This window comes from Streptomyces sp. NRRL F-5135, assembly GCF_000719775.1.
In the GTDB taxonomy this organism is placed as follows: Bacteria; Actinomycetota; Actinomycetes; order Streptomycetales; family Streptomycetaceae; genus Streptomyces; species Streptomyces hebeiensis.
In genome coordinates, this window is record NZ_JOHR01000033.1 from 1 (window position 1) to 22,104 (window position 22,104).

Below are 22,104 nucleotides of genomic sequence, written 5' to 3' on the forward strand. Positions count from 1 at the left end.
GGCGGCGCGCTCCTGGAACTGCTGATCGGGATCGGCTACGGCACCGCTCTCGGACTGGCCGCCGGCCGGCTGCTGCGCCGCGCGCTGCGCCGGGGATGGGCGGCCGAGGAGTTCGCGGTCACGGCCGTGCTCGCGCTCGCGCTGCTGAGCTACACGTCCAGCATCGCGCTCGGCGGCAACGGCTTCGTGGCCGCCTTCGTGGCCGGGCTGGGCTTCGGCACCGCGTACGGGGAAGGCGCCCCGGAATGGCAGCTGCGGTTCGCCGAGCAGTCGGCGTCGGCGCTCTCCCTGCTCGTCTGGCTGGTGTTCGGAGCGGTTCTCCTCCCGGCGGCCATTCCGCACCTGACGTGGCAGGCGCTGGTCTACGCGGGACTGAGCCTGACCGTGCTGCGCATGGTGCCGGTGGCCCTGGCCCTGCTCGGCGGCGGCCTCGACCGGGGCACGGTGGTCTTCGTCGGCTGGTTCGGCCCGCGCGGGCTGGCCTCCGTCATCTTCGGCCTGCTGGCCGTCGAGGAACTCGACGCGTCCGCCGCGCGCGCGGTCGTGCCGGTGGTGGTCTGCACGGTGCTGCTCAGCGTCCTGGCCCATGGGGCCACCTCCGGGCCTCTGGCCCGGCGCTACGGCGCGGCGGCGTCCGCGCACGCCCCGGACCGGCACCGGACGGTGGAGGAACTGCCGGTACGGAGCCTGGCCGCCGGACACCAACGCCGGAAATGAGACGGACGAGACGAGGAGCCGATGAGTCAGGCGGAGGAACCGGGTGGGGAACGGGCACTGCACCGGGTGCTCCGTGATCCGGGGTACGGGAAACTGCTGCTCCTCGCCGCCCTGCTCGGCGTGCCGGTCTCCCTGGTCGCCTTCGGTTTCCTCGCCCTGGAGCACGCTGTGCAGCACTGGCTCTGGGCCGAGCTGCCGCATCACTGGGGATGGTCGCGGGCGCCGTGGTGGTGGCCGCTTCCCCTGCTGGCCGTTGCCGGTTCGGTGGTGGCCGGTGTCGTCGCCCGGCTCCCGGGCCGTGGCGGGCACGTCCCCGCCCATGGGACGGTCGGTGAACCCGTTTCCGCGGCGGCCCTGCCAGGGGTGGTACTGGCCGGACTGGTGAGCCTGTCCTTCGGGGCGGTGCTCGGGCCCGAGGCCCCGTTGCTGGCGATCGGTGGCGGGCTGGCCCTGCTGGCCGCCCGAGCCCGGCGACGGGACGGCGCCCCGGGCCTGGACGCCGTGGTGAGCGCGACCGGAGGAGCCGCCGCGATCTCCACGGTCTTCGGCAATCCGCTGATCGCGGTGGTGCTGATCCTCGAGGCCGCCGGGCTCGGCGGACCGCGGCTCATCGCACTCGTCCTGCCCTGCCTGCTGGCGAGCGGGATCGGGGCCCTCGTCGTCACCGGCTTCCGCGACTGGTCCGGTCTCGACACCGGGACGCTGGCCCTCCCCTCGGTGCCACCTGCCGGGACGCTGGGAGCGGGTGACTTCCTGTGGGGAGTGCTCCTCGCCGCGGCCATCGCCTGCGGGGTGGTGGCGGCGACCCGGGGCGGTCGCGGGACGGCCGCCTGGACACTGCGACGCCCGGCCTCGCGGACCGTACTGTGCGCGCTCGCCGTGGGAGTACTCCTGGCGGGCTACGCCCTGTGCACCGGCCGTTCGCCGGAGGAGGCGGCGCTCTCGGGCCAGGCGGCGCTCGCGGACCTGGCTGCCCGCCCCACGGCCTGGCCCGTGCCGGTACTGGCCTGGCTCCTGCTGTTCAAGGGCCTCGCCTGGACGGTCTCGCTCGGAGCCCTCCGCGGCGGAGCCGTCTTCCCGGCGCTGACGCTCGGCTCGGCGCTGACGACGATCTGTGCGGGGCTGCCCGGCTTCGGGGTGACGTCGGGGCTGGCGGTGGGGCTGGCCGCCGCCGGTGCGGCGGTGACCCGGCTCCCCGTCACCGCGTCGATCCTGGCGACGCTCCTGCTGGGGCCGGACGCACCGGGGCAGATGCCACTCGTCATCGTCGCCTCCGTCGTGGCCTTCGTCGTGGGGGAACTCCTCCGCTCCCGACGGCGGTCGCGGGGCACCTCCGCGGGGCCGCCCGCCGCCGCTCCCGCCCGTGGTTCTCCGCCGGTGGGCTGACGCCGCCGAACGCGGGCGGACCGGCAGGGCCTGTCGGGACCCCGGCTTGGGCCGTTCAGCCCTAGGGGTGCCGTATCGGCGGTGTTTGCATGGAAGGTGACCCGAAGAGCTGCGGACGTGGCGCGGCGGAGCGTGTCCAGGTCGGAGAACGGGATGCACCATGCACAACCACACACACAGTGACCGGGGCGGAGGCGTGGCCTCGCACGGAGGCAGCGATCTCGGGCGGCGCGTCAGTGCCCGCCGCGCCGAGCTGGGACTCTCCGTCGAAGAGGTCGCGCGGCGGGCCGGGTCGGCTCCCGGATACATCACCTACATGGAGGAGCAGCAGGCGGTACCGGGGGTCGGGTTCCTGCTCAGACTGGCCGAGGCGCTGGAGACCACCGTGCCCGAACTGGCCGGCGGCGGCATGGATCTTCCCACTGGGCTGGGAGAGGCGTCACCCCGTGCGGAACTGCTGGTGCTGAAACCGCATGAGTGCCGTGCGCTGCTGTCCACCCACGGCGTCGGACGCGTGGCCGTCTCCACACACCGCGGGCCCGCGGTCATTCCCGTCAATTACGTCGTCATCGGCGGAGCGATCGCGTACCGGACGGCGCCGCGCACGGCGGCTGCCGCTGCCGCCGGGCAGAAGGTCGCCTTCGAGGTCGATCACTTCGACGAAGCGCTGAGCCGAGGATGGAGCGTCAACGTCGTCGGTATGGCTCACGCGGTCACGGGGGACGCGGCCGCACGAGGGTTTGACGAGCAGGCGTTCACCGAACCCTGGGCGGGCGGTGAACGGCATCTCTGGTTCGAGATCTTTCCCGACTACATCACCGGGCGCCGCATCGACGTCGCGCCGTCGGGCCCCCGGCAGACCTGACGGCCCCCGTCGGCGGCCTCGACGCAGGAGGCACCATGTCCCGCAGTCCGCATCGTGTGAGTGATGTGATGACGCACCGTGTCGTGGCCGTCGACCGGCAGGCCGGGTTCAAGGAAATCGTCGAGACGATGGACGGCTGGAAGGTGAGCGCCCTGCCGGTGCTGGAGGGCGACGGGCGCGTGGTCGGCGTGGTCTCGGAGGCGGATCTGCTGCCCAAGGAGGAGTACCGGGACGCGGATCCGAGCCGCCGCGAACAGATGAACCGTCTCGACGACCTGCGCAAGGCGGGTTCGGTGACGGCCGAGCAGCTCATGAGCGCCCCCGCCCTGACCGTGCGGACCGACGCGACACTCGCCCAGGCCGCGCGGACCTTGGCACGCGGGGCGGTGAAGCGGCTGCCCGTGGTCGACGGCGCGGGCCGGCTGGAGGGGATCGTCAGCCGGTCCGACCTGCTGAAGGTCTTCCTGCGCACGGACGAGGACATCGCGGAGGAGGTCCGCGATGACGTCGTCGGACGCCTGTTCCCGGTTTCCCGCGCGGGGATCACCGTGACGGTGACGGACGGAGTGGTCACCCTTCGCGGCGGAATTCCGGACACGGCGCTCGTTCCGGTGGTGGCACGGCTGACACGGGCCGTCGAGGGAGTCGTGGACGTCGAGTGCGAGCTGATCGGACCGCTCGCCCGGAAGGCGGACCGGCCCGCCGCGGGACCTCGGCTCTGAGCCGCGGGGGCGCCTCCCGCTCGCGGTACGGGCGGGCGAGTTCAGTCCGGTCCCGCCGGTACGACGCCGGGAAAGCCCCGTGTCCGCCAGGACCGGCCGTCCGGCAGAACGCCCATTCCCTCATGGCCGTCGAGGGTCTCCAGCCAGTTCCTCGCGGCCGGGCCCATGGCGAAGGCCGCGGTGGCGTACGCGTCGGCTGTCGTCTTCGTACGGGCCGACCGAAGCCGGTCACGCGGCTCGGGCGGCACCGGTCTGGGACTGTCCATCGTGCTCGCCGTCGTCACGGCGCACGGGGGCACGGCCGAGGTGACGAGCCGCCCCGGGCACACGGAATTCACGCTGGACTTTCCCGTCCTACGGCCGGACGGTCCCGACGCCGACGGGTGAGTGGGCCGGGCCGCCCCTGCCGTTCACAGGCCGGGCAGATCGAGCCAACGGGCGGTTCCGGGGGCGACGAGGGATTCCCGGCCCATGAGTATGATCCGCACCGGCCGCTCGTCCGAGGCGGGTACGGCGACCCGGATCCGCTGGGCCCTGATCCGCAGGTCCACGTTCCGGTGGTTCCGGTAGCGCACGCCGAGCCGGAACTTCGACAGTTGGGGCAGTGGCGCCGGATCGAGCCACAACGCGCCGTCCCGGGCCTCCAGCCCGGTCAGACCTCGTTGCACGAGGTCCAGGGTCCCGGCCATGGCACCGAGATGGATGCCCTCCGCGGTGGTGCCGCCCTGCACGTCGGCCACGTCCCCGAGCAGGGCCTCCTCGGCGTACCGCCACGCGTCGGGACCCCGCGCACGGACCAGTACCCAGGCGTGGACCAGCGAACTGAGCGTCGACCCGTGGCTGGTACGGCGCAGGTAGTAGTCGACCGTCGCCCGCCAGAGGTCGTCGTCGAGCCGGTGGCCGAGTTGTCGGAAGAGGCCCGTGAGCTCCCGGGGGGAGAAGAGGTAGCCGAGCATCAGCACGTCGGCCTGCTTCGAGGCCCGGTAGGCGTTGACGGTGTCCCCCTCGGCCTCAAGGATCCGGTCCAGCCGGCGGATGTCACCGTAGCGCCTCCGATAGCCCTCCCAGTCGAGTTCGGCGAGGTCCTCGTATCCCGCGAACTGGCTCAGGACCCCGGAGTGGTACGGCACATGGAGGCCATGAGCGACATCGCCCCAGCGCTCCGGTTCGCCGGCGTCGATCCCCAGGCGTTCGAAGAGCCCGCCGATCCGGTCGCGGGGCAGCGAGCGGCAGAGGTCGAGCGCCCTGCTCAGTACCCACGCGGCGGTGACGTTCGTGTAGCTGTTGTCGTCCAGGCCCGGTTCCCGGGCTCCGGGGTAGGCGTCGTGGTACTCGTCGGGCCCGACGACCCCACGGATGCGGTAGCGGGCCAGGCCGGGGTCCCAGACCGCGCGCCCCGACCAGAACCGGGCGATCAGCAGGAGCATCTCCGCGCCCTCGGCGTGCAGGAACGCCGTGTCGCCGGTGGCCTCGCAGTACCGCCAGACGTTGTAGGCGACCGCCGAGCCGACGTGCTGCTGCAACCGGGAGTGGTCGGGCAGCCAACGGCCGGAGAGCGGGTTGAGGTGGAGCCGCTGCGTCTCCTCCCTCCCCTCGCTGCCGCTCTGCCACGGGTACAGAGCACCGCCCCGGCCGGTCTCCCGGGCTGCGCGGCAGGCGGCCGGCAGCCGCCGGTGGCGGTAGGCGAGCAGTCCCCGGGAGATCTCCGGGAAGTGCAGGTTCAAGAAGGGCAGGACGAACAGTTCGTCCCAGAAGACGTGTCCCCGGTACGCCTCACCGTGCAGTCCCCTGGCGGGCACCCCGACGTCCAGGCCGGCGGTGTGCGGGGACAGGGTCTGCAGGACGTGGAAGAGGTGGAGCCGCAGGATCCGGCCCGCCTCGCCCGGCACGTCGAGTTCGGCCTGACGCCACAGGTGGTCCCAGGCACGGTGGTGCGACGCCAGCAGTTCCGGGAAGCCCGGCGCACGGCCGACGCCGCCGACCGCCGCGTCCCGGGGGCCGGTGGCTACCGGATCGCGGGACGTGTACAGCGCGACCGTCTTGTCGACGGACACGGCCTCCCCCCGGCCGAGGGGAAACCGGACGGTCTGGACGGCCTGCCGGGCGGTGAGCCGGGTGCGGACGACAGCCGTCGGGTGACGGTCCAGGCGCGTGCGCGCCGCCAGGGCGATCCGGATGCCGGAGCGCACGGTGCGGCAGCGCAGCCACACCGTGTCCGCACTCTCGGCACCGGTGCGGTGACGGCACAGATGCCGGCTCGCGAGATCGCGGTAGCGCTCGACGCCGTCGTTGCGCACGTCCCCGTCGAGCCCCGACTCCACCTCCACTTCCCCGGCCCATCCCGTCGTGGTGAACGTGGTGCGTTGCGCGGCCAGATGAGGATCACCCATGTGGACGAGCCGGACCTGCTCGACACCGAGGCCCCGGCCTGCGGCGTCCTCGTACACGGAGCGGCGGGTGAGCGTCCCGCCCCGCAGGTCCAGCGTCTGCCGGTGCCGGACGAGCTGGGGACCGTCCGGGGACAGCCACGGCCCCGGCTCCCCGCCCTCGGGGCGCATGCGGTAGCGCAGGGGCAGCCAGTTGGGCAGGTTGACGAGGTCCTCGTTCTCGACCTGCCGCCCGGCCACGGTGGACACCAGCCGGTTGTAACAGCCGGCCGCGTAGGTGCCCGGGTAGTGCGCCGGCCCGGGCAGCGCCTCGGAGGCGGCACCACGGGTGGCGAAGCAGCCGTTGCCCAGGGTGCACAGGGCTTCCCGCAACCGCTCCGACTCCGGGTCGTAGCCTTCGTACGTCCAGCTCCACGCCCTCATCTCACTCGCTCCCCGAACCGAGCAACTCGCCTGGGTCGGCGACCACCAGATCGGCGCCGTGCCGGAGCAGACCGGGCGCGCCGCTCCCGTCGGCCGTGCGGTCCACACCGATCACCAGCCCGAAGCCGCCCCGCCGCCCCGCTTCGACGCCGGCCCACGCGTCCTCCAGGACGGCAGTGGCCGCGGCCGGGACGCCGAGACGCCCGGCCGCCTCCGTGAAGAGCGCCGGATCGGGCTTCCCCGGCAGCCGCAGCCGACGTGCCTCGCCACCGTCCACGACCACGTCGAAGAGCTTCAGTACGCCGGCCTTCGCCAGCAGCTCCCCGGCATGGCGGGAGGCGGACACCGCGGCCCGTGGCACGCGCTCGCGCCGGAGTGCGCGGAGCAGCCGCACGGTGCCGGGCCAGGCGTCGGCACCGTGCGCGCGCAGGGCTTCGGTGAACAACTCCTCCTTCCGCGCGGCGACGGCCGCCACGGTCGTCGTGCCCGGCGCGTCCTCGGGCTCGCCCGGCGGAAGGGACAGTCCACGAGCGGCCAGGAACGACGCGGCGCCGTCCAGACGCGCTCTGCCGTCGACGTGGCGGCGGTAGTCGGCCACCAGGTCGAATCCGCGGTCCTGCCCCGCGGCCGCCAGACACGCGTCGAAGGCTCCCCTCCACGCCTCGGCGTGCAGACCGGCCGAATCGATGACGACCCCGTCGGTGTCGAATACGACGGCCCGCACGGTGCGCAGGCACGGCGCCAGGGGCGACGCGGTGGTCATGGCCGCTCCCTCCCGTGAGAGGTGTGCTTCCCCATGGCATCACAGGGCGCGGCCGACTGCGCGCCGTGCACCTCTCAGCCGGTAAGACCACGCCCATACTCCCCCGCCGGCCCGACGCGCGCGCCGGTGCCATACGGGGTGCCTTGGCCGGGACCTCCGGTCACTGGGCCGGGGCCGGTCAGCCCACGCGGTGGCACGCATGGACGTTCGACGCTGGGAGGGGACCGAAGCGGCGTACCGGACGAGGTGCACGAGGATGACCCTGACGCGGAACCTGTTCGACGAGATGCCCCCTGACGGCCGCGAGCGGCTGCGGGAAATCGCCCGGGAGGTCACCTTCCCGGCCGGTGCCGGCATCTTCGAGGAGGGCGCGTGGGCGGACCACTTCTGGATCGTGCGCTCCGGACAGGTCGCGCTGCACGCGCGCGTCCCCGGACGGCGGACGACCGTGGTCGACTTCTTGGGACCCGGGGCGCTTCTGGGCTGGTCCTGGCTCTTCCCTCCCTACACCTGGCACCTGGGTGCGGAGGCCGTCCGTCGAGTCGAGGCAGAGGAGTACGACGCGACCGTCGTCCGCGCCCTCACCGAGGCCGACCCCGTGTTCGGGCGTGCGATGTACCGGTGCGTCGGGGACGTGGTGGCGCGTCGACTGCTGCTGAGCCGGACGCGCCTGCTCGACCTGTGAGCCCACCGGCGGAGCGGCCGCACCCGTCCTTGGCCCCCGGGAGGGGGCCACCGTCATCCGGCACGCCCAGTCCCCGTGCCGTCCCGCTTCCCTTACCTTCGGCCGCCGGAGTGCAACAGCACCGTCCACACGACACGAGTGCCTCCGCCCTCGGGCACCTCGGTGGTCAGGGTGCCGCCGAGGCTCTCCGCCCGCCGCGCGAGGTTGTCCAGGCCGCTCCGGCGACTGTCGGGCGGTATCCCGGTCCCGTTGTCCGAAACGGTCAGCGTGAGCCGGCCGGAACGGTCCGTGAGGGACACCCGCACGGCCGACGCCCGGGCGTGCCGGGCCACGTTGCTCAGAGCCTCCTGGAGCACGGCCAGGACGTGTTCCGCGACATCCGGCGGTACATCCGTGTCGATCAACCCCTCCATACGCAGGGCCGGGATGAAGCCGAGCGGGCTCGCCGCCTGTTCGACCGCCACGGTGGCCCGGGCACGCAGCCCCCGGTCCGTCCGGCTCGTCCGGAGGGTACGCAGACCGAAGATCGCCGATCGGATGATCTTGATCGTCTCGTCCAGATCGTCCACCGCGCGCAGCAGCCGTTCGCGTGCGGCGGGGTGTTCGGTGAACCTCACGATGCTCTGCAGGGTCATCCCCGTGGCGAACAGCCGCTGGATGGCAAGGTCGTGGAGATCGCGGGCGATGCGCTCGTGGTCCTCCAGGAGGGTGAGCTTCTCCGTGGTGCGTCTGCGCTCGCCGAGCTCCAGGGCGAGCGCCACGTGCCCGGCGAACGACAGCAGTGGCGCCGTCTCGGCCTCGGTGAACGGATCCCCGCCGTGGACCCGGGCCAACAGCAGGACCCCTCGTACCTCGTTCTCGGCCGTCATCGGCATCGCGACGGCCGGCCCCAGCCCCGCCCACCGCGGAGGACCGACGGTGATCCTCGGATCATGCTCGACATCCAGGCTGATGAGCGGTTCGCCGGCACGGAGGGCGGCTCCGGCGAACGAACCCTCCCGGGGGATCACCAGCCCCTGGTGGCTCTCGGCGTCCACCCCGGTCGCCAGGGCGACCCGGAGGGCGCCGTCCTCATGGGGGAACGCCAGTGCGCCCAGATCCGCGGAGAGGATCTTCCGCGCGCTGTCGACGATCCGGCGCAGCACCGACGTACCGTCGGCGCCCGAGAGCAGCAGGGCGACGATCTCCGCGTCGGCCTCCCGCCAGCGGCGGCCGTCCCGCGCCTCCTGATACAGCCGCGCATGCTCGATCGCCGTACCGGCCGCCGCCGCGAGGGCGGAAAGAACCGCCTCGTCCTGCTTGCCGAAGCCCTTCCCACCTCGCTTGCCGGTGAGACGGAGAGTGCCGAACACCGTGCCGCGCACCGTGATCGGAACTCCGAGGAGGGAGTGCCCGGGCGCGCGCTCCGGCCGAAGGCGGCACGAGGCCGGGTGACCGGCCGGACGAACCGACCGGGCGGTCGGCTCGTCCGGCTCGGTCAGCCACAACGGCTCGGCGGAGCGGACCGGTTCGCCCGGGGTTGCGAGGCCGTCCGGGAGGCGTGCCACGGCGTCCGTCCGCAACGTACCGCTGTGCAGGACGCGAGCGAGCCCGCCGTCCTCGCCGAGGATGCCGAGTACCCCGTACTCCGCGTCCACCACCCGCACGGCGGCGTCCACGATCCGCCGCAGCACGTGGGACAGATCCAGGTCCCGCCCGATCACGAGAACGGATTCGAGCAATTGCCGGGCCGGTTCCGGGGAGCCGTGTGCCACGACGTCCAGGTGGGACCGCAATGCGTCCGACAGCACGGTCGGGCATCGCGCCAGGTCCTCGCGATGGGTCTTCCTGTCCTCGGCCACGGTTCCTCCACGGGACGAGCCCGGGGCCTGGCGTTCCGTCCCGACGTAACTCCACCGTAGCGTCCGGGAGCGTGGGTGCACGCCGAGACCGCCGGGGACCGTTCGCCCTGGCCGGGGTGGTCCGCGCGGGGCATCATGGGGAAGGGACCGAGCACCTCTGCGCGGAGGAGCGCCATGAACGAGCGACCTGCTCCCCCACCGCCCCCGCCCCGTATCCGGGTGTTCCTGCTCGACGACCACGAGGTCGTCCGGCGCGGCGTACGCGACCTCCTGGACGCCGAGCCCGACATCGAGGTCGTCGGCGAGGCGGGCTCAATGGATCACGCACTGGTCCGGGGACCGGCGGTACGGCCGGATGTGGCCCTGCTCGACGTCCGGCTGCCCGACGGCGACGGGATCACCGTCTGCCGGGAGCTGCGTTCCCTGATGCCCGGCATGGCATGCCTGATCCTCACCTCGTTCGACGACGACGACGCGCTGCTCGACGCGATCATGGCCGGCGCCGCCGGCTACGTCCTGAAGGAGATCAAGGGCTCGGACCTCGTCGGCGCGGTGCGTACCGTCGCGTCCGGCCGGTCCATACTCGACCCGGCGACCACGACACGGCTGATGAGCAGTCTGCGCGGGGAGGAGGACGGGGCGGGTGAGGAGCCGGGCTCGCTCTCGGAACTGTCACCCCGGGAGCAGGAGATCCTCGGTCTGATCGGGGAGGGGCTGACGAACCGCGAGATCGGCGGACGTCTCTACCTCTCGGAGAAGACGGTCAAGAACCACATCTCCCGGCTGTTGGCCAAGCTCGGGGTCGAACGGCGGATCCAGGCCGCCGTACTGGCCACGCAGGCGGCGGGCCCCGAGGCCGGTCACCTCCACGCGTCTCCCCCCGGGCCGGGCTCGCGCCGGTCGTGACAGGCCGGTGGCCCGACGTCCCGGCGGGTGCCGTTCCCGTCCCCGGGCGCCCGGCCGACCGCACGCGGCAGGGCTCGGGCGGGGTCCGGGCAGGCACGTCAATCGTGGGGTACGACGGCGACGGGGCATGCGGCGTGGTGCATGGCCGCCTGGAGAACGTGCCCGACGGGAGGTGACAGCGCGGGACGGCGCCGTCGCCTTCCCAGGACGAGCAGTCCGGCGTCGGCGGCCGTCCGGAGGACCGCGCGCGCCGGTCCCTCGGCCGTGACGGCAGTGGTCATGGGAAGGTCGGGGAACCTCTCCCGCCAAGGACGCAGAAACGCGGTGAGCTCGGTCCGCGCGTCCTCGGCGACCGCCGCCGACTTGGCGGGATCGACACCGCCACGGGTGTACGCGGGAGCCGGCAGGCTCCTGCCGTGCACCACGCGAAGAGCCGCTCCCCACCGCGTCGCGGTCTCGCAGGCGAACGAGACAAGCCCGTCGCACGGTCCGTGCAGGCTCAGCCCCAGCGCCACACCGCCCTCGCCGCGAGCGGGCCGGCCACCGTCGTCGGGGCGTACGAGCACCAGCGGGGCCTGGACACGAGTGACGACCCGCAGACCGATGTCGCCGAGGAAGTAGCTCGCGACAGGAGCCATTCCCCGGGATCCGAGCACCAGCAGGTCCGACTCCCAGGCGGCGCGCAGCAGAGCGGCGGCAGGCTCTTCCGGGACCAGTTCCTCGCTGACCGAGAGGTCCGGGTACCGGTCCAGGACCCTCTCGGACGCCCGGTCGACGATCCACCGGGCCCAGTAGTTCTGGTCATCGTCACGGGGCGGGGCCCCTTCCGGCTCCGGGGCCAACAGGATCCAGGCGTGCATCAGGTGCAGCGTGGCGTTCCGCAGCCGCGCCTCCCCGGCCGCCCACAGGGCTGCCGCGAGGGCTTCCTCCGAGGCGTCCAGCCCCACAGTGATCACTTTGGACGTCATGACGGCGCACCGTGTGCCGCGTTCGCCGGACCGACAGGGGCGGTTCGCGACGTCAGCCGCTCGGACACGGAGACGACACCGTCGACGCCGGTGCACAACCGCACGAGGACCGGAACCAGACGGCTGTCCTCCACGGTTCCGTGCAGCGACACCTCGCCGCCCTTGACGTCGACGGTGACCGCGCCCGGTGCCAGGCCCAACGTCCCGGCCAGGATGTCGTGCGAGATCTCGTCCTCGATGGCTTGATCACGTCGCAGGAACACCCTCAGCAGGTCACTGCGGCTGACGATGCCCAGCAGTTCGTCCGCCTCGTTCACCACGGGAAGCCGCTTGACGTTCTGCACCTCCATCAGACGGGCGGCTTCCACCACGGTCCACTCCGGGTGCGCGCAGACGGCCGGCGCGGACATGATCTCCCCGGCCGTGCGTCCTTCGGATTTCGCGCGCTCCCACGCCTCCAGAGGCGGCACGGGTGTCCTGCCGGTCAGATCGGACCGGTCGGCCGCCTTGCGCAGCAGGTCCGCCTCCGACACCACGCCTGCCGGCCGTCCCGCGCCGTCGACGACTGGCACGGCACTGATGTCGTGGTCCGCCAGGAGTCTGGCGATGTCCTTGAACACCGTGTCGAGCGACACGCTCACGACGTTGCGGGTCATCAGTTCACCGATCGTGCGGTGCTTCATGGTCACGCTCCCTCCGTCCCGGCACGTGCCGGCCACCGGGGCACGGTCGTCTCTCCATGGTCTTCCCACGGCGGGCCATGCGGCATGAGCCACCCGGCCCCATCGCCCGGCGGACGGCCCAGGCAGCCGGCCGACACGCCCGCCGGAGGGGCCGACGGGACCAGAGGTCGGGCCCTACCGGCCCTGTCGTCGTCCCACCACGGTCACGAGGCTGGAGGAGTGGACGCCGCACACGCGGCGTCCGGGGAAGGGCTGACGACAAGGAGGTCAGGCGGTGTCCGCACGCACGATCGACGAGACTGCGGTGGCCGACTTCGTCCGGGATGCCACGGCCGCGCCGTCGATGCACAACGCACAGCCCTGGCGGTTCGACTACGCGTCGGCTACGCGCACCTTCGGGCTCTACGCGGACCTGGAGCGCGCGCTCCCCCGGGCCGATCCCGCCAACCGTGGCCTGCACATCGGCTGCGGCGCGGCCCTGCTGAACCTGCGGACCGCCGCCGAGCACGCCGGATGGCGACCCGACACGTCCCTGCTGCCCGATCCGGACGCGCCGGCGCTCCTGGCGTCGGTGCGGCTCGCCGCGCCGACCGGGGCCACCGAGGGGCTGGCCGTGCTCCATTCCGCGATACACGAGCGGCACACGAGCCGGTGTCCCTTCGCCGACCGGCGCATCCCGGCCGATGTCCGCGAGGCGCTCGCACAGGCGGCGCACCACGAGGGCGCGACGCTCGCCTTCCCGGCAGGAGCGCACCTGCAGAACGTACTGGACCAGATCCGGGACGCCGAGTGCTACGACCACATGGACGAGGACAAGGTGGCGGAGACCGAGCGCTGGACCCGGGCCTCCGGGGCCGACAGGCCGGCCGACGGCATACCCGAACACGCCTTCGGCCCGCGTGTGGGGGCCGGGACGGCCCCGGTAAGGGACTTCGCGGGCCACGAGCCGGTGCCGGGACGAGCCGTCGCGAGCTTCGAGGACCGTCCCCAGATCGCGCTGCTGGGCACCCGGGAGGACGGGCCCGCCGACTGGCTGCGCGCGGGCCAGGCCCTCGAGCGCGTCCTGCTCGTGGCCACGCTGCTCGGGCTGGGCGCCTCGTTCGCCACCCAGCCCCTGGAATGGCCGGAACTGCGCTGGGTGATGCGCGACCCGATCTCGGGCTCGGGCCAGGTCCAGATGGTGCTCCGCCTGGGCTACGGCACCGACGGCCCCGGCGGGCCCGCGACACCACGCCGTCCCGTGAAGCAGGTTCTGACATTCGAGGACTGACAGCAGGACAACCGACAGCGGGGAAGGGAAGGCGGTGGACCACATGGAATCTCCCGTGGTCGTAGGAGTGGACGGATCACACGGCAGTCTCCAGGCCGTCGACTGGGCCGCGGCCGAGGCGGAGCGTTCCGGGACTCCCCTCCGGCTCGTCCACGCCTCCCTGTGGGAACACTACGAAGGGGTACGTCCGTCGATCGGCACGGACCGGCCGTCCCAGCAGGTGTACGCGGAGAACCTCGTCGCCACGGCGGAGCAGCGTGTGCAGCGGCTCACGCCAGGCGTGAAGGCCACCACCGCGGTCCAGCCGGACGATCCCGTGACCGCGCTTCTGAGAGAGGCGGACGAGGCGTCCTTGCTGGTGCTCGGGCCACGTGGGCACGGGCCGATCCTGAGCATGCTCCTCGGATCGGTGAGCCTGGCCCTCGCCGGACGGGCCCACTGCCCGGTGGTCGTCGTCCGCGGCGAGGAACCCAACCGCAGGGGCGCGTTCGACCGAGTCGTTCTCGGTGTGGGAGCGACCACGGGGAGCACGGTGGCCGCTCGCTTCGCCCTCGCCCAGGCAGGCTCACGCGGCAGCGAACTCCTCGCCGTACGGGCCTGGCGCTGTCCGGCCCACGAGAGCATGCCCTACCCCCTTCTCGGGGGTGAACAGGAACGCGCTTATCGGCAGGAGGCCGACGAGTGCGTGGACCGCGTCCTCGGCGTGGTCCGGACCGACTACCCCCGAGTACCGCTCCGGCGGAAGGTCGTGCAGGGCACGGCGCACCAGACGCTCATCGAGGAGTCGGACGGCGCGGATCTGCTGGTCGTCGGCGCGCGGCGGCGGCTGGGCGCCGCCGGTCTGCAACTCGGCCGTGTCAACCACGCGGTACTGCACCACGCCGCCTGTCCCGTGGCGGTGGTGCCAGAGCGCTGAATCCACGCTCGGGCCGAACTCCACGCTCGACGCGCCGAACTCCACGCTTGTTCCTTGCCCCGTCCCGGCCTTGCCGAGCGGCCGGGACGGCGCTGACGGGCCCGGTCAGGCACGCGGAATGACGGCCACCGGGCACGACACGCTCGGCGCCTCCGGCGAAAAAGCCCTGCAGGCCATCCGGTCCGCACGCTCAGAAGTCCGCAACCGGGCCTGGTCGTTGGCCGGCGAGAACGCCCCGGACACTGAGGGCCAGGTCGTCATCGATCTCGAAGGAGTCCTCGTGACCGCAGACCACATCACCACCGCCCAACTCGCGCTCGCGCAGATTCCGAAGAAGTACCGGCGGGGGCGCCAGACGCTGATCCGCACGGACTCCGCCGGCGGCACCCACGACTTCGTCTCCTGGCTCGCGAAACGAGGACGGTGGCTGTCCCACTCGGTCGGCATGACGGCCACCGACGCGATCCACCAGCACGTGCTGAAAGTCCCCGCGTCCGCCTGGACCCCGGCCGAGGTGAACAGCGAGATCCGGGACGGCGCATGCGTTGCCGAGCTCACCGGTGACGTCCTTGCCGACTGGCCGCAGGGCATGCGGCTGATCACCCGAAAGGAACGGCCCCACCCCGATTGAACACCGACGTTCCCGCCCCTACGAGAACACCAGCTCAGTCCGGAGCAGTGGAACCCGGCGCCCACCCGAAGCGACACCCGGGCCCCTGACCTGCCCTTCACCAGCCACCCAAAACGAAACGGCCCACCGACTCCATCGGCGGACCGTCACGCAAGATCGAGGCTAATAGCTTCCTTCGGCGTCCAGCTGGCGCAAGACTCCGCGATTGTCGACGCGCACCCACTCCTCGATGAGGCGTCCCCGGTCGTCGAAGCGGAAGATGTTGATCAGGTCGAACACGACGCGTTTGCCGTTGGGCGGCAACGGGCCGACCGGTGACTGGGTGAACTCACGGGCGAATGTGCCTTCGATCCACGTCTGGCAGGCCAGGTGGGCCACCAGGTCGCCACCGCGGGATCGTTCACCCGGGCCGCCGAGATGCTCGGCTACACACAGTCGGGCGTCTCCCGCCAGGTCGCTGCCATGGAGGCGGCAGCCGGAGCGCCGATCTTCGACCGCACACGACGCGGCGTAGCGCTCACACCGGCAGGCCAGGTGCTCGTCCGCCGCGCGATGGAGGTTCTCGCCGACGTGGCGGCGACCGAGCTGGAGCTCGCCGGCCTGCGCGACCGGCATCACGGTCATCCCCGACCTGGCCCTACCGGCCCTGCCGACGGGCGTACGAGCCGTGGCCGTCACCGACACCTACTGGCCCGGCCGCGCGACCGTCGCCGTGACCCGGCCGCGCCCTTCCGCTCAGACACAGGCGATGGTGACAGCCCTGCAGAACCAGGCTGCCTGCCTGCAGGAACCGCCTGAGGGCTCCTAGGAAGCAGAGGTCTTCAGGCGGCGCCAGCAGATGATGGCGCCGCCGAGGGTGAGGAAGGCTTCGTGGAGGTCATCGCGGATCTCCCAACGGGTGCGCAGACGGCGGAACCAGCGCTTCCACGATCACGTGGTGCTTGCTGCCGCTCCTGCCCCGGTCCACCGGAGACGGCCCGGTCTTCGCACCGCCCTTCATAGCCCGCAGGTGCGAGCCGTCCACCGCGGCACGCGAGAAGTCCAGCTGGCCAGCCGCCCGCCACTGGGCGAGCAGCAGTTCGTGCAGGGCCTGCCACATACCAGCCTGGTGCCAGTCCCGCAGCCTGCGCCAGCACGTGCTCCCCGAGCCGTACCCCAACTCCTGCGGCAGGAACTCCCAGGGGACCCCTGTGCAGAGCACGAACAGGATCCCGTTGAGTACCCGCCGTTCCTCCAGCCGTTTGCGCCCCGGGTACCGGATACGCCGCTCGGTCACCGGCAGCAGCGGAGCGATCCGCTCCCACAGCCCGTCCTCGACCTCCCACGGCCTGCGCTGCCCCATGCCACACCCCGCCGTCCATCAGACGGAGGCACAACGTCGGCTGACAACCTGTCATCCAAGGCGGGAAGCGGCTCATTTTGCCAGGAGTCCTCAGAAGCCCCGCCGGGCCGCACCCGCGGGCTTCTCGTCGCACCCCGCTCTCACACTCCTATCACCGACTGGGTCGACTCCCCCGGACCAGAATGCCCTGACCTGGCATTACGCGCTCATCTGGGACTGGCCTGGACGCCCCTGGACGGCCCCTACAACCTGTGCCAGGCGGTACCGCGGCCCATTCGCTACAAGTAGCCACGTGCCGTGCCCGCGGTCCGCGGACCCATCGCCGCCAGCCGGCGGGTGATCAAGGGCGTGACCAGGACGACGAGCAGCAGCCGCAGGCTCCGCACGGTGGAGACCACCGCGACATCCGCGTGCCCGGAGACCGCCGTCGCGAGGACCGCATTGATTCCTCCGGGCGTCGTGGCCAGGTAGGCGTCCATGACGGGCGTGCCGGGCTGGCCTGGGCGAAGACCCAGGCCAGCCCGGCACACCCCACGCACACGGCAGTCATACCGACCAGGATCGACGGCAGCAGCCGCCGGACGCGTACGAGCGTTTCGCGGGTGAAGCGCACACCCACATCGAGACCGACGAGGACGAATATGGCGTTCTGCAGGATGCCGACCGGAGCGAAGCCCGGCAGGGCACCGCTGAGCGTCGCGGCCAGTGCCATCAGCATGGGATCGATCAGCGCGGGCGTGGGAAGCCGCGTCCTGCGCCCGCCCAGGACGCCTACGACCGCGACGGCCGCGAGCGTCAGCACCCCGCTGAGCTGGTCCGATCCGGCCACGAGGTGGAGGAGCCCGGGCTGCGTCTGTTGGCCAACGCCCTGGCCACCGTCTTCGGGCCAGGTGCGCTCACAGCCCTGCTCGGAGGGGTGTCGGGAGCGCACTTCAATCCAGCGGTCGCCCTCGCTGCCTGGTTCACGGGCCGCCGCGCCGGCGGCGGCCGCCCTGTGCGAGTTCCCCGCTGGGCATCCACGAGGGCGACGCTTCGGCCATGACGATCTCGGCAACGCGGTGGAGGGCGCTCTGGTACGCCGCAGCGTTGCCCGGTTCCTTCTGCCATGTCTGGATGCTGATGGTGGCGGAGTGGAGCGAGCCGAGAGGGATCTGGAGGGACAAGGCAGCGGAGCGGCGGGAGCAGCCAGTGGTCATCTGGACGAGGCGGATCGCCGCGCCCCTGCGCAGTTGCCGCTGCGGAGCGTCAGGTTCGTTGAGCGGAACCACCCGGTGTTCGGGCAGAGGTGCCGAGATGGCCTCGGGGTCGAGTCGGCCACGGTGGGTGGCGGGCTACGGGAAGAGGGCGGGCGGGCCGGCGGCCTTGCGGGGAAGCGGACGCTGCTGCGGATCACCGCGGTCATGGCAGGTGAGCGGTGCTGGGCGTGATGACGCAGGCGGATGTGAGCGGTGCTGGTCGAGGGCAGAGCAGACAGGATGCGCGCGAGGGTGTGATGACCGGTCTACACGTGGCGGGAGTCCTGTTCGCCCGCCTCGTCCCGTTGCGACTGGGCAGTGTCCTTGCCGGCGGTGGCGGCGTGGGGCGTGGACTGGGCGTACCAGCTGGCGAGGATGCGCAGTTTTTCGAGGTCGTCGTCGGTCTTGCCGGCGTAGACGAAGAGGATCTGGTCGGGGTCGCCCGGCAGGGTGAGGGCTTCGTAGGTGATGTCGAGGCGGCCGACGACGGGGTGGTTGAACCGTTTGGTGCCCCAGGTGCGTTCGACGACGGTCCGCTCGGCCCACCAGGTGCGGAACTCGGGCGATATCGAACGCAGTTCGGCGACGAATTCGGCGATCTGCGGATCGTGGGGGTTGCGGCCTGCCTCGGCGCGCAGCACGCCGACGACCTCGGAGGTGACCTGTGCCCAGTCGAGGTACAGGGAGCGGGCGGCGGGGTCGAGGAGCATCCAGCGCAGCAGGTTGCGCTCATTGGCCGGGCGGTGGTTGAACGGGGTGAACAGCGCGTCGAGGAGGTCGTTGGAGGCCAGGACCTCGTTGCGGCGGCCGAGGACGAATGCGGGCTGGTCGTGCAGCCCGTTCAGCATGCGCAGCAGATCGGGCCGCACCTGCTGGGGCGGCGCCTCTTCCTTGCCGCGGCGGGGCTGGGGGCGCAGCAGGTCGCGCAGGTACTGGGTCTCGGCCTGGGTGAGCTGCAGGGCCTCGGCGATGGAGAGGATGACGCCTTCGGAGGCGCTCGTGAGCCGTCCCTGCTCCAGGCGGGTGTAGTAGTCCACGCTGACCCCTGCCAGCTGCGCGACCTCTTCGCGGCGCAGGCCAGGTACCCGTCGGCCCGGGTAGTTCGCCAGGCCGACCTGGGAGGGGCGGACCGCGTCACGCCGGGTGCGCAGGAACTTCTTGATCTCCTCGGCATTGTTCGCCATGACTGCCAGTGTTCCCCGGCATGCGGCGCGGCTCCACTGACGTGGGGGGGAAGGTTTTTCCCCGGCAGCAATGGCCCCCGTTCACGGCTTGGCCGGCTGCTTTTCTGCGTGCATGAATGGTGGGGCGGCCATCGCAGTGACCTTCACAGGGTCCGCGGCCCGCCTGCCGTGTTGGGGCACAGGCTGGGGCGGGCGCCGCTTCACCCCGTACACAGCGCCCCCGTCACCGTCACCCGTTGTGACCGTCGTGGGAGGGGTGCGCCCGTTCTGAGGAAGATCCGCATCGTGACTGCTTCGCAGAAGGTCTGGTTCATCACCGGCTGCTCGACCGGCTTCGGCCGTGCCCTGGCCCAGGAGGTGCTTGCCGCCGGCCACAACGCCGTCGTCACCGCCCGCGACGTCGCCCAGGTCAAGGATCTCGTCGAGGGCGACGACCAGGCGCTCGCCCTGCCCCTCGACGTCACCGACGCCGCGCAGGTCAGGGAGGCCGTCGAGGCTGCCGAGAAGCACTTCGGCGGCATCGATGTGCTGGTCAACAACGCCGGCATCGGCTACTTCGCCGCCGTGGAGGAGAGCACCGACGAAGAAATTCGCCGGATCTTCGACATCAACGTCTTCGGCCTGTCCGACGTCATCCGTGCCGTCCTGCCGGGCATGCGCGCGCGCCGCTCGGGAACGATCGTGAACTTCTCTTCCATCGGAGGACTGCGCGCCTTCCCGGCCGTCGGCTACTACGCCGCCACCAAGTTCGCCGTCGAGGGCCTGACCGACGCCCTGCGCCAGGAGGTCACCCCGCTGGGCATCACCACGCTGCTCGTCGAGCCCGGCCCCTTCCGCACCGACTGGGCCGGACGTTCCGCCAACGAGACGCTGCCCGAGCGGGAGATCGCCGACTACGCCGACACGGGCGGCGCGGCGCGTGCCGCGTTCCGCGCGGACACCGGCAAGGAGCCCGGCGACCCCCGCGCCGCCGCCCGGGCGATCATCACCGCACTCGCCGCCGACATCCCTCCCCAGCGCCTGCTGCTGGGCACCCCGGCGTACAGCATGGCGATCGAGCAGCTGGAGTCGATGCTCGCCGAGATCCGCGCGAACGAGGCACTGACCAAGTCGGCCGACTTCGACGCCTGACCTCAAGCCGGGTGCGCCGGCCGGTGACGACGCCGTACGGCCTGTCGCCAGCCGGCGCACCCCGGCGGCCCCGCCGCCACACCCGCACATCGCACGAAAGCCGAACCGATGAGCACGCACACCACTCCCGCCCACGAGAAACGGCAGGCCGCGGCCCGCACTGTGATCACCGCCCTGGCCGGAGCGACTCATCCCGAGCGACTCACGTCACCGGCCACCTCGTCGAGGACGCCGGCCACTGGGTGCCCGAGGAGAACCCGGAGGGCTTCCTGCGCATGTTCCTCGACTTCGACACCCGCGCACGCACCGCCTAATGGGACTGAACACCGCTAAGCGTTAAGGAGAGAGTCACCATGGCAGACAGCCACGACAACCACCTCCAGGGCCGCGTCAGCGTCATCACCGGCGCCTCCTCCGGCATCGGCGCGGCCACCGCCCGGGCCCTGGCCGCGCGCGGTGCCCGTGTTGTCCTCGCGGCCCGCAACGCGGACAAGCTGAACACTCTGGTCACCGAGATCCGCGACGCCGGGGGCACCGCGACCGCCCGCATCACCGATGTCACCCGCCTGGACGACGTCGAGGGCCTGATCGAGTTCGCCGCCGGCGAGTACGGCCCCGTCGACCACCTGGTCAACAACGCCGGCCTGATGCTCCTCTCCAAGTGGTGCGACCGTGCTGTCGACGACTGGGACAAGATGATCGACACCAACCTCCGCGGCTACCTGCACGCCATCAGTGCCGTCCTCCCCGGCATGATCGCCCGTCAGTCGGGCCACATCCTCAACCTCAGCTCGGTGGCCGGCATCCGCGTCGGGGACGTCGGCGGCGTCTACAGCGCCACCAAGTTCTTCATCCGTGGCATCACCGACAGCCTCCGCCAGGAAGTCGGCATCACGCACGGCATCCAGGTCTCCATGATCAGCCCTGGCGTCGTCGACACCGGCTGGGCGGAAAAGGTCCCCAACAGCGAGGGCAAGCAGATCGCCCAGGACCTCAACGAGGGCGCCATCCACCCCGACCGCGTGGCCGACGCCGTCGTCCACGCCCTCAACCAGCCCGCCGACGTCACCGTCAACGACATCGTCATCCACCCCACCCGCCAGGACTGGTGAACCCACCCCCAGCCCCGCACGGAAACGGAGCACCTCTGATGAGCAGCACCGCCTCCCACCGCCCGCTCGCCCTGGTGACCGGGGCCTCCGCGGGCATCGGCCACGAACTCGCCAAGTTGTTCGCCATCAACGGCTTCGACCTGATCGCCACCGGCCGCAGCGAGCACACCGACCAGGCAGCTGCCGACCTTGCACGGTACGGCGTCCACGTCACACCCGTGCGCGCCGACCTCTCCCACAGCGAGGGCGTCGAGTCGGTATGGCGCGCGGTGGAGGAAACTGGCCGACCGCTCGACGCCGCGGTCCTCAACGCCGGCCGCAGCATCGGTGGCGCCTTCCTCGACACCGACCTCGACGACGAACTCTCCCTGATCCAGCTGAACGTGGCCTCCGTCGTCCACCTGGCCAAGCACGTCGCCCGGCACATGGCCGGCAACGGCCGCGGCCGCATCCTGGTCACCTCGTCGCTGTCGGCGACCCTGCCCACCCCCTACGAGACCGTGTACGGGCCCTCGCGCGCCTTCACCCGCATGTTCGCCCTCGGCCTGCGCGAGGAACTCAAGGAACACGGCGTCACCGTCACCTGCCTCATGCCCGGCGCCACCGACAGCGACTTCCACTCCCGCGCCGGCATGAACAACACCGCCTTCGGCCCCGGCATGAAGAAGAACAGCCGCAAGGAGGTCGCCCGCCAGGGCTTCCTCGCCCTGATGAACGGACGCGCCGAGGTCGTCGGCGGCGACGCCGCCACCAAGCGCACCGCCATCGAACACCGCTTCCTGCCCGAGACCTACAAGGCCGCGCGTCACGCCACCAAGGCCAAGCCGCGCCCTGGGTACTAGGGCGTGTTTCGAAAGTCCCGCCTGGCTCGCGACGCCTGGCACGCACTCCCCCAGCTACCGCTGGGAGGTGCCCCCTGCCGCGTTGTCGGAGTCGT

The 22,104-nt window shown here is 71.9% G+C and carries 24 protein-coding genes and 3 pseudogenes; 15 read left to right on the forward strand and 12 right to left on the reverse strand.

Translation table 11 applies throughout. The features are described 5' to 3' along the window. The 4 genes from IG02_RS0134865 to IG02_RS0134880 all read left to right on the forward strand — a co-directional run. On the forward strand, window positions 1–717 hold a 717-nt coding region (locus tag IG02_RS0134865), incomplete at its 5' end, for a cation:proton antiporter (protein WP_030757486.1). A gap of 21 nt (window positions 718–738) precedes the next feature. Next, a complete protein-coding gene (locus tag IG02_RS0134870; protein ID WP_030757489.1) occupies window positions 739–2,103 on the forward strand; it encodes a chloride channel protein in 1,365 nt (454 codons plus the stop codon). A 160-nt stretch (window positions 2,104–2,263) separates the two neighbouring features. Next, window positions 2,264–2,968, forward strand: a complete 705-nt coding sequence (locus IG02_RS0134875) for a helix-turn-helix domain-containing protein (protein WP_030757493.1) — start codon at window positions 2,264–2,266, stop codon at window positions 2,966–2,968. Between the two features lie 35 nt (window positions 2,969–3,003). After that, window positions 3,004–3,690, forward strand: a complete 687-nt coding sequence (locus IG02_RS0134880; protein WP_030757496.1) for a CBS domain-containing protein — start codon at window positions 3,004–3,006, stop codon at window positions 3,688–3,690. 41 nt (window positions 3,691–3,731) lie between these two features. On the opposite strand, the gene IG02_RS42370 is transcribed toward IG02_RS0134880, so the two are convergent. Continuing rightward, entirely contained in the window at window positions 3,732–3,956 is a 225-nt protein-coding gene (locus IG02_RS42370) for a hypothetical protein (RefSeq protein WP_199814137.1), read from the reverse strand. On the opposite strand from IG02_RS42370, the gene IG02_RS38100 reads away from it, so the two are divergent. Continuing rightward, window positions 3,856–4,077: an ATP-binding protein gene (locus IG02_RS38100; RefSeq protein ID WP_030757498.1), complete on the forward strand. Its 222-nt coding sequence runs from the start codon at window positions 3,856–3,858 to the stop codon at window positions 4,075–4,077. The two genes, IG02_RS42370 and IG02_RS38100, sit on opposite strands and share 101 nt — an antisense overlap. 23 nt (window positions 4,078–4,100) lie before the next feature. Here IG02_RS38100 and IG02_RS0134895 read toward each other — a convergent pair whose 3' ends face one another. Together IG02_RS0134895 and IG02_RS0134900 are read right to left on the reverse strand one after the other, a co-directional pair. Continuing rightward, window positions 4,101–6,500 (reverse strand): glycoside hydrolase family 65 protein, encoded by a 2,400-nt coding sequence (locus IG02_RS0134895; RefSeq protein ID WP_030757501.1) that lies wholly within the window; start codon window positions 6,498–6,500, stop codon window positions 4,101–4,103. 1 nt (window position 6,501) lies between these two features. Next, window positions 6,502–7,263: an HAD family hydrolase gene (locus IG02_RS0134900; protein WP_030757503.1), complete on the reverse strand. Its 762-nt coding sequence runs from the start codon at window positions 7,261–7,263 to the stop codon at window positions 6,502–6,504. A 256-nt stretch (window positions 7,264–7,519) separates the two neighbouring features. Here IG02_RS0134900 and IG02_RS0134905 point away from each other — a divergent pair, with 256 nt between their 5' ends. Then, entirely contained in the window at window positions 7,520–7,948 is a 429-nt protein-coding gene (locus IG02_RS0134905) for a cyclic nucleotide-binding domain-containing protein (RefSeq protein WP_030757506.1), read from the forward strand. A gap of 92 nt (window positions 7,949–8,040) precedes the next feature. Here IG02_RS0134905 and IG02_RS0134910 read toward each other — a convergent pair whose 3' ends face one another. Next, window positions 8,041–9,789 (reverse strand): GAF domain-containing sensor histidine kinase, encoded by a 1,749-nt coding sequence (locus IG02_RS0134910; protein WP_051766144.1) that lies wholly within the window; start codon window positions 9,787–9,789, stop codon window positions 8,041–8,043. Window positions 9,790–9,963: 174 nt separating this feature from the next. Here IG02_RS0134910 and IG02_RS0134915 point away from each other — a divergent pair, with 174 nt between their 5' ends. Then, window positions 9,964–10,695, forward strand: coding sequence for a response regulator (locus tag IG02_RS0134915; protein WP_051766146.1), 732 nt, complete (start codon window positions 9,964–9,966; stop codon window positions 10,693–10,695). Window positions 10,696–10,793: 98 nt separating this feature from the next. Here IG02_RS0134915 and IG02_RS0134920 read toward each other — a convergent pair whose 3' ends face one another. Together IG02_RS0134920 and IG02_RS0134925 are read right to left on the reverse strand one after the other, a co-directional pair. Beyond that, complete coding sequence (locus IG02_RS0134920) at window positions 10,794–11,663, reverse strand: universal stress protein (RefSeq protein ID WP_030757516.1); 870 nt, start codon at window positions 11,661–11,663, stop codon at window positions 10,794–10,796. Beyond that, complete coding sequence (locus IG02_RS0134925) at window positions 11,660–12,346, reverse strand: CBS domain-containing protein (protein WP_030757519.1); 687 nt, start codon at window positions 12,344–12,346, stop codon at window positions 11,660–11,662. The genes IG02_RS0134920 and IG02_RS0134925 overlap by 4 nt, the downstream gene beginning before the upstream one ends. Before the next feature lie 274 nt (window positions 12,347–12,620). Between IG02_RS0134925 and IG02_RS0134930 the strand changes: the two genes are divergently transcribed. The 3 genes and pseudogenes from IG02_RS0134930 to IG02_RS0134940 all read left to right on the forward strand — a co-directional run. Beyond that, window positions 12,621–13,616: an Acg family FMN-binding oxidoreductase gene (locus IG02_RS0134930; protein ID WP_030757522.1), complete on the forward strand. Its 996-nt coding sequence runs from the start codon at window positions 12,621–12,623 to the stop codon at window positions 13,614–13,616. Between the two features lie 43 nt (window positions 13,617–13,659). Next, the gene (locus IG02_RS0134935) at window positions 13,660–14,532 is read left to right on the forward strand and encodes a universal stress protein (RefSeq protein ID WP_030757525.1); all 873 of its coding nucleotides are present in this window, start codon (window positions 13,660–13,662) and stop codon (window positions 14,530–14,532) included. Window positions 14,533–14,668: 136 nt separating this feature from the next. Further along, a pseudogene (locus IG02_RS0134940) lies at window positions 14,669–15,157 on the forward strand (transposase); the annotation flags it as partial. A 168-nt stretch (window positions 15,158–15,325) separates the two neighbouring features. Here IG02_RS0134940 and IG02_RS0134945 read toward each other — a convergent pair. Next, complete coding sequence (locus IG02_RS0134945) at window positions 15,326–15,541, reverse strand: ester cyclase (RefSeq protein ID WP_234315023.1); 216 nt, start codon at window positions 15,539–15,541, stop codon at window positions 15,326–15,328. Between the two features lie 39 nt (window positions 15,542–15,580). Between IG02_RS0134945 and IG02_RS43310 the strand changes: the two genes are divergently transcribed. Continuing rightward, window positions 15,581–15,961, forward strand: a complete 381-nt coding sequence (locus IG02_RS43310; protein ID WP_234315024.1) for a LysR family transcriptional regulator — start codon at window positions 15,581–15,583, stop codon at window positions 15,959–15,961. Window positions 15,962–16,064: 103 nt separating this feature from the next. Here IG02_RS43310 and IG02_RS0134950 read toward each other — a convergent pair. From IG02_RS0134950 to IG02_RS44055, 3 genes and pseudogenes are all read right to left on the reverse strand, one after another. After that, a pseudogene (locus IG02_RS0134950) lies at window positions 16,065–16,505 on the reverse strand (IS5 family transposase); the annotation flags it as partial. A 278-nt stretch (window positions 16,506–16,783) separates the two neighbouring features. Beyond that, complete coding sequence (locus IG02_RS43315; RefSeq protein WP_051766148.1) at window positions 16,784–16,984, reverse strand: AbrB family transcriptional regulator; 201 nt, start codon at window positions 16,982–16,984, stop codon at window positions 16,784–16,786. A gap of 68 nt (window positions 16,985–17,052) precedes the next feature. Continuing rightward, window positions 17,053–17,436 (reverse strand): annotated as a pseudogene (locus IG02_RS44055) (AbrB family transcriptional regulator); the annotation flags it as partial. Here IG02_RS44055 and IG02_RS41250 point away from each other — a divergent pair. Beyond that, window positions 17,338–17,547: an aquaporin gene (locus IG02_RS41250; protein WP_420707823.1), complete on the forward strand. Its 210-nt coding sequence runs from the start codon at window positions 17,338–17,340 to the stop codon at window positions 17,545–17,547. The pseudogene IG02_RS44055 and the gene IG02_RS41250 sit on opposite strands and share 99 nt — an antisense overlap. Here the strand turns inward: IG02_RS41250 and IG02_RS41945 are convergent. Together IG02_RS41945 and IG02_RS0134970 are read right to left on the reverse strand one after the other, a co-directional pair. Further along, on the reverse strand, window positions 17,468–17,773 hold the full coding sequence (locus IG02_RS41945) for a hypothetical protein (protein ID WP_030757534.1): 306 nt from the start codon (window positions 17,771–17,773) through the stop codon (window positions 17,468–17,470). The genes IG02_RS41250 and IG02_RS41945 overlap by 80 nt on opposite strands. Before the next feature lie 233 nt (window positions 17,774–18,006). After that, on the reverse strand, window positions 18,007–18,924 hold the full coding sequence (locus IG02_RS0134970) for a helix-turn-helix transcriptional regulator (protein WP_051766151.1): 918 nt from the start codon (window positions 18,922–18,924) through the stop codon (window positions 18,007–18,009). Between the two features lie 285 nt (window positions 18,925–19,209). Between IG02_RS0134970 and IG02_RS0134975 the strand changes: the two genes are divergently transcribed. The 3 genes from IG02_RS0134975 (at window position 19,210) to IG02_RS0134985 (ending at window position 22,009) form a co-directional block, all read left to right on the forward strand. Further along, on the forward strand, window positions 19,210–20,055 hold the full coding sequence (locus IG02_RS0134975) for an oxidoreductase (RefSeq protein ID WP_078855063.1): 846 nt from the start codon (window positions 19,210–19,212) through the stop codon (window positions 20,053–20,055). Window positions 20,056–20,408: 353 nt separating this feature from the next. Next, on the forward strand, window positions 20,409–21,167 hold the full coding sequence (locus IG02_RS0134980) for an SDR family oxidoreductase (RefSeq protein WP_030757544.1): 759 nt from the start codon (window positions 20,409–20,411) through the stop codon (window positions 21,165–21,167). 38 nt (window positions 21,168–21,205) lie between these two features. Further along, window positions 21,206–22,009 (forward strand): SDR family NAD(P)-dependent oxidoreductase, encoded by an 804-nt coding sequence (locus IG02_RS0134985; RefSeq protein ID WP_030757547.1) that lies wholly within the window; start codon window positions 21,206–21,208, stop codon window positions 22,007–22,009. Window positions 22,010–22,104: the final 95 nt, after the last annotated feature.

Coding starts and splice junctions, on each gene's coding strand:
- IG02_RS0134915 (WP_051766146.1), top strand. CDS start 9,964: ATGAACGAGCGACCTGCTCCCCCACCGCCCCCGCCCCGTATCCGGGTG.
- IG02_RS0134935 (WP_030757525.1), top strand. CDS start 13,660: ATGGAATCTCCCGTGGTCGTAGGAGTGGACGGATCACACGGCAGTCTC.
- IG02_RS43315 (WP_051766148.1), bottom strand. CDS start 16,984: ATGGACGCCTACCTGGCCACGACGCCCGGAGGAATCAATGCGGTCCTC.
- IG02_RS0134895 (WP_030757501.1), bottom strand. CDS start 6,500: ATGAGGGCGTGGAGCTGGACGTACGAAGGCTACGACCCGGAGTCGGAG.
- IG02_RS0134980 (WP_030757544.1), top strand. CDS start 20,409: ATGGCAGACAGCCACGACAACCACCTCCAGGGCCGCGTCAGCGTCATC.
- IG02_RS0134880 (WP_030757496.1), top strand. CDS start 3,004: ATGTCCCGCAGTCCGCATCGTGTGAGTGATGTGATGACGCACCGTGTC.
- IG02_RS38100 (WP_030757498.1), top strand. CDS start 3,856: ATGGCGAAGGCCGCGGTGGCGTACGCGTCGGCTGTCGTCTTCGTACGG.
- IG02_RS0134900 (WP_030757503.1), bottom strand. CDS start 7,263: ATGACCACCGCGTCGCCCCTGGCGCCGTGCCTGCGCACCGTGCGGGCC.
- IG02_RS0134905 (WP_030757506.1), top strand. CDS start 7,520: ATGACCCTGACGCGGAACCTGTTCGACGAGATGCCCCCTGACGGCCGC.
- IG02_RS0134985 (WP_030757547.1), top strand. CDS start 21,206: ATGAGCAGCACCGCCTCCCACCGCCCGCTCGCCCTGGTGACCGGGGCC.
- IG02_RS0134875 (WP_030757493.1), top strand. CDS start 2,264: ATGCACAACCACACACACAGTGACCGGGGCGGAGGCGTGGCCTCGCAC.
- IG02_RS0134870 (WP_030757489.1), top strand. CDS start 739: ATGAGTCAGGCGGAGGAACCGGGTGGGGAACGGGCACTGCACCGGGTG.
- IG02_RS42370 (WP_199814137.1), bottom strand. CDS start 3,956: ATGGACAGTCCCAGACCGGTGCCGCCCGAGCCGCGTGACCGGCTTCGG.
- IG02_RS0134920 (WP_030757516.1), bottom strand. CDS start 11,663: ATGACGTCCAAAGTGATCACTGTGGGGCTGGACGCCTCGGAGGAAGCC.
- IG02_RS0134970 (WP_051766151.1), bottom strand. CDS start 18,924: ATGGCGAACAATGCCGAGGAGATCAAGAAGTTCCTGCGCACCCGGCGT.
- IG02_RS0134925 (WP_030757519.1), bottom strand. CDS start 12,346: ATGAAGCACCGCACGATCGGTGAACTGATGACCCGCAACGTCGTGAGC.
- IG02_RS43310 (WP_234315024.1), top strand. CDS start 15,581: ATGCTCGGCTACACACAGTCGGGCGTCTCCCGCCAGGTCGCTGCCATG.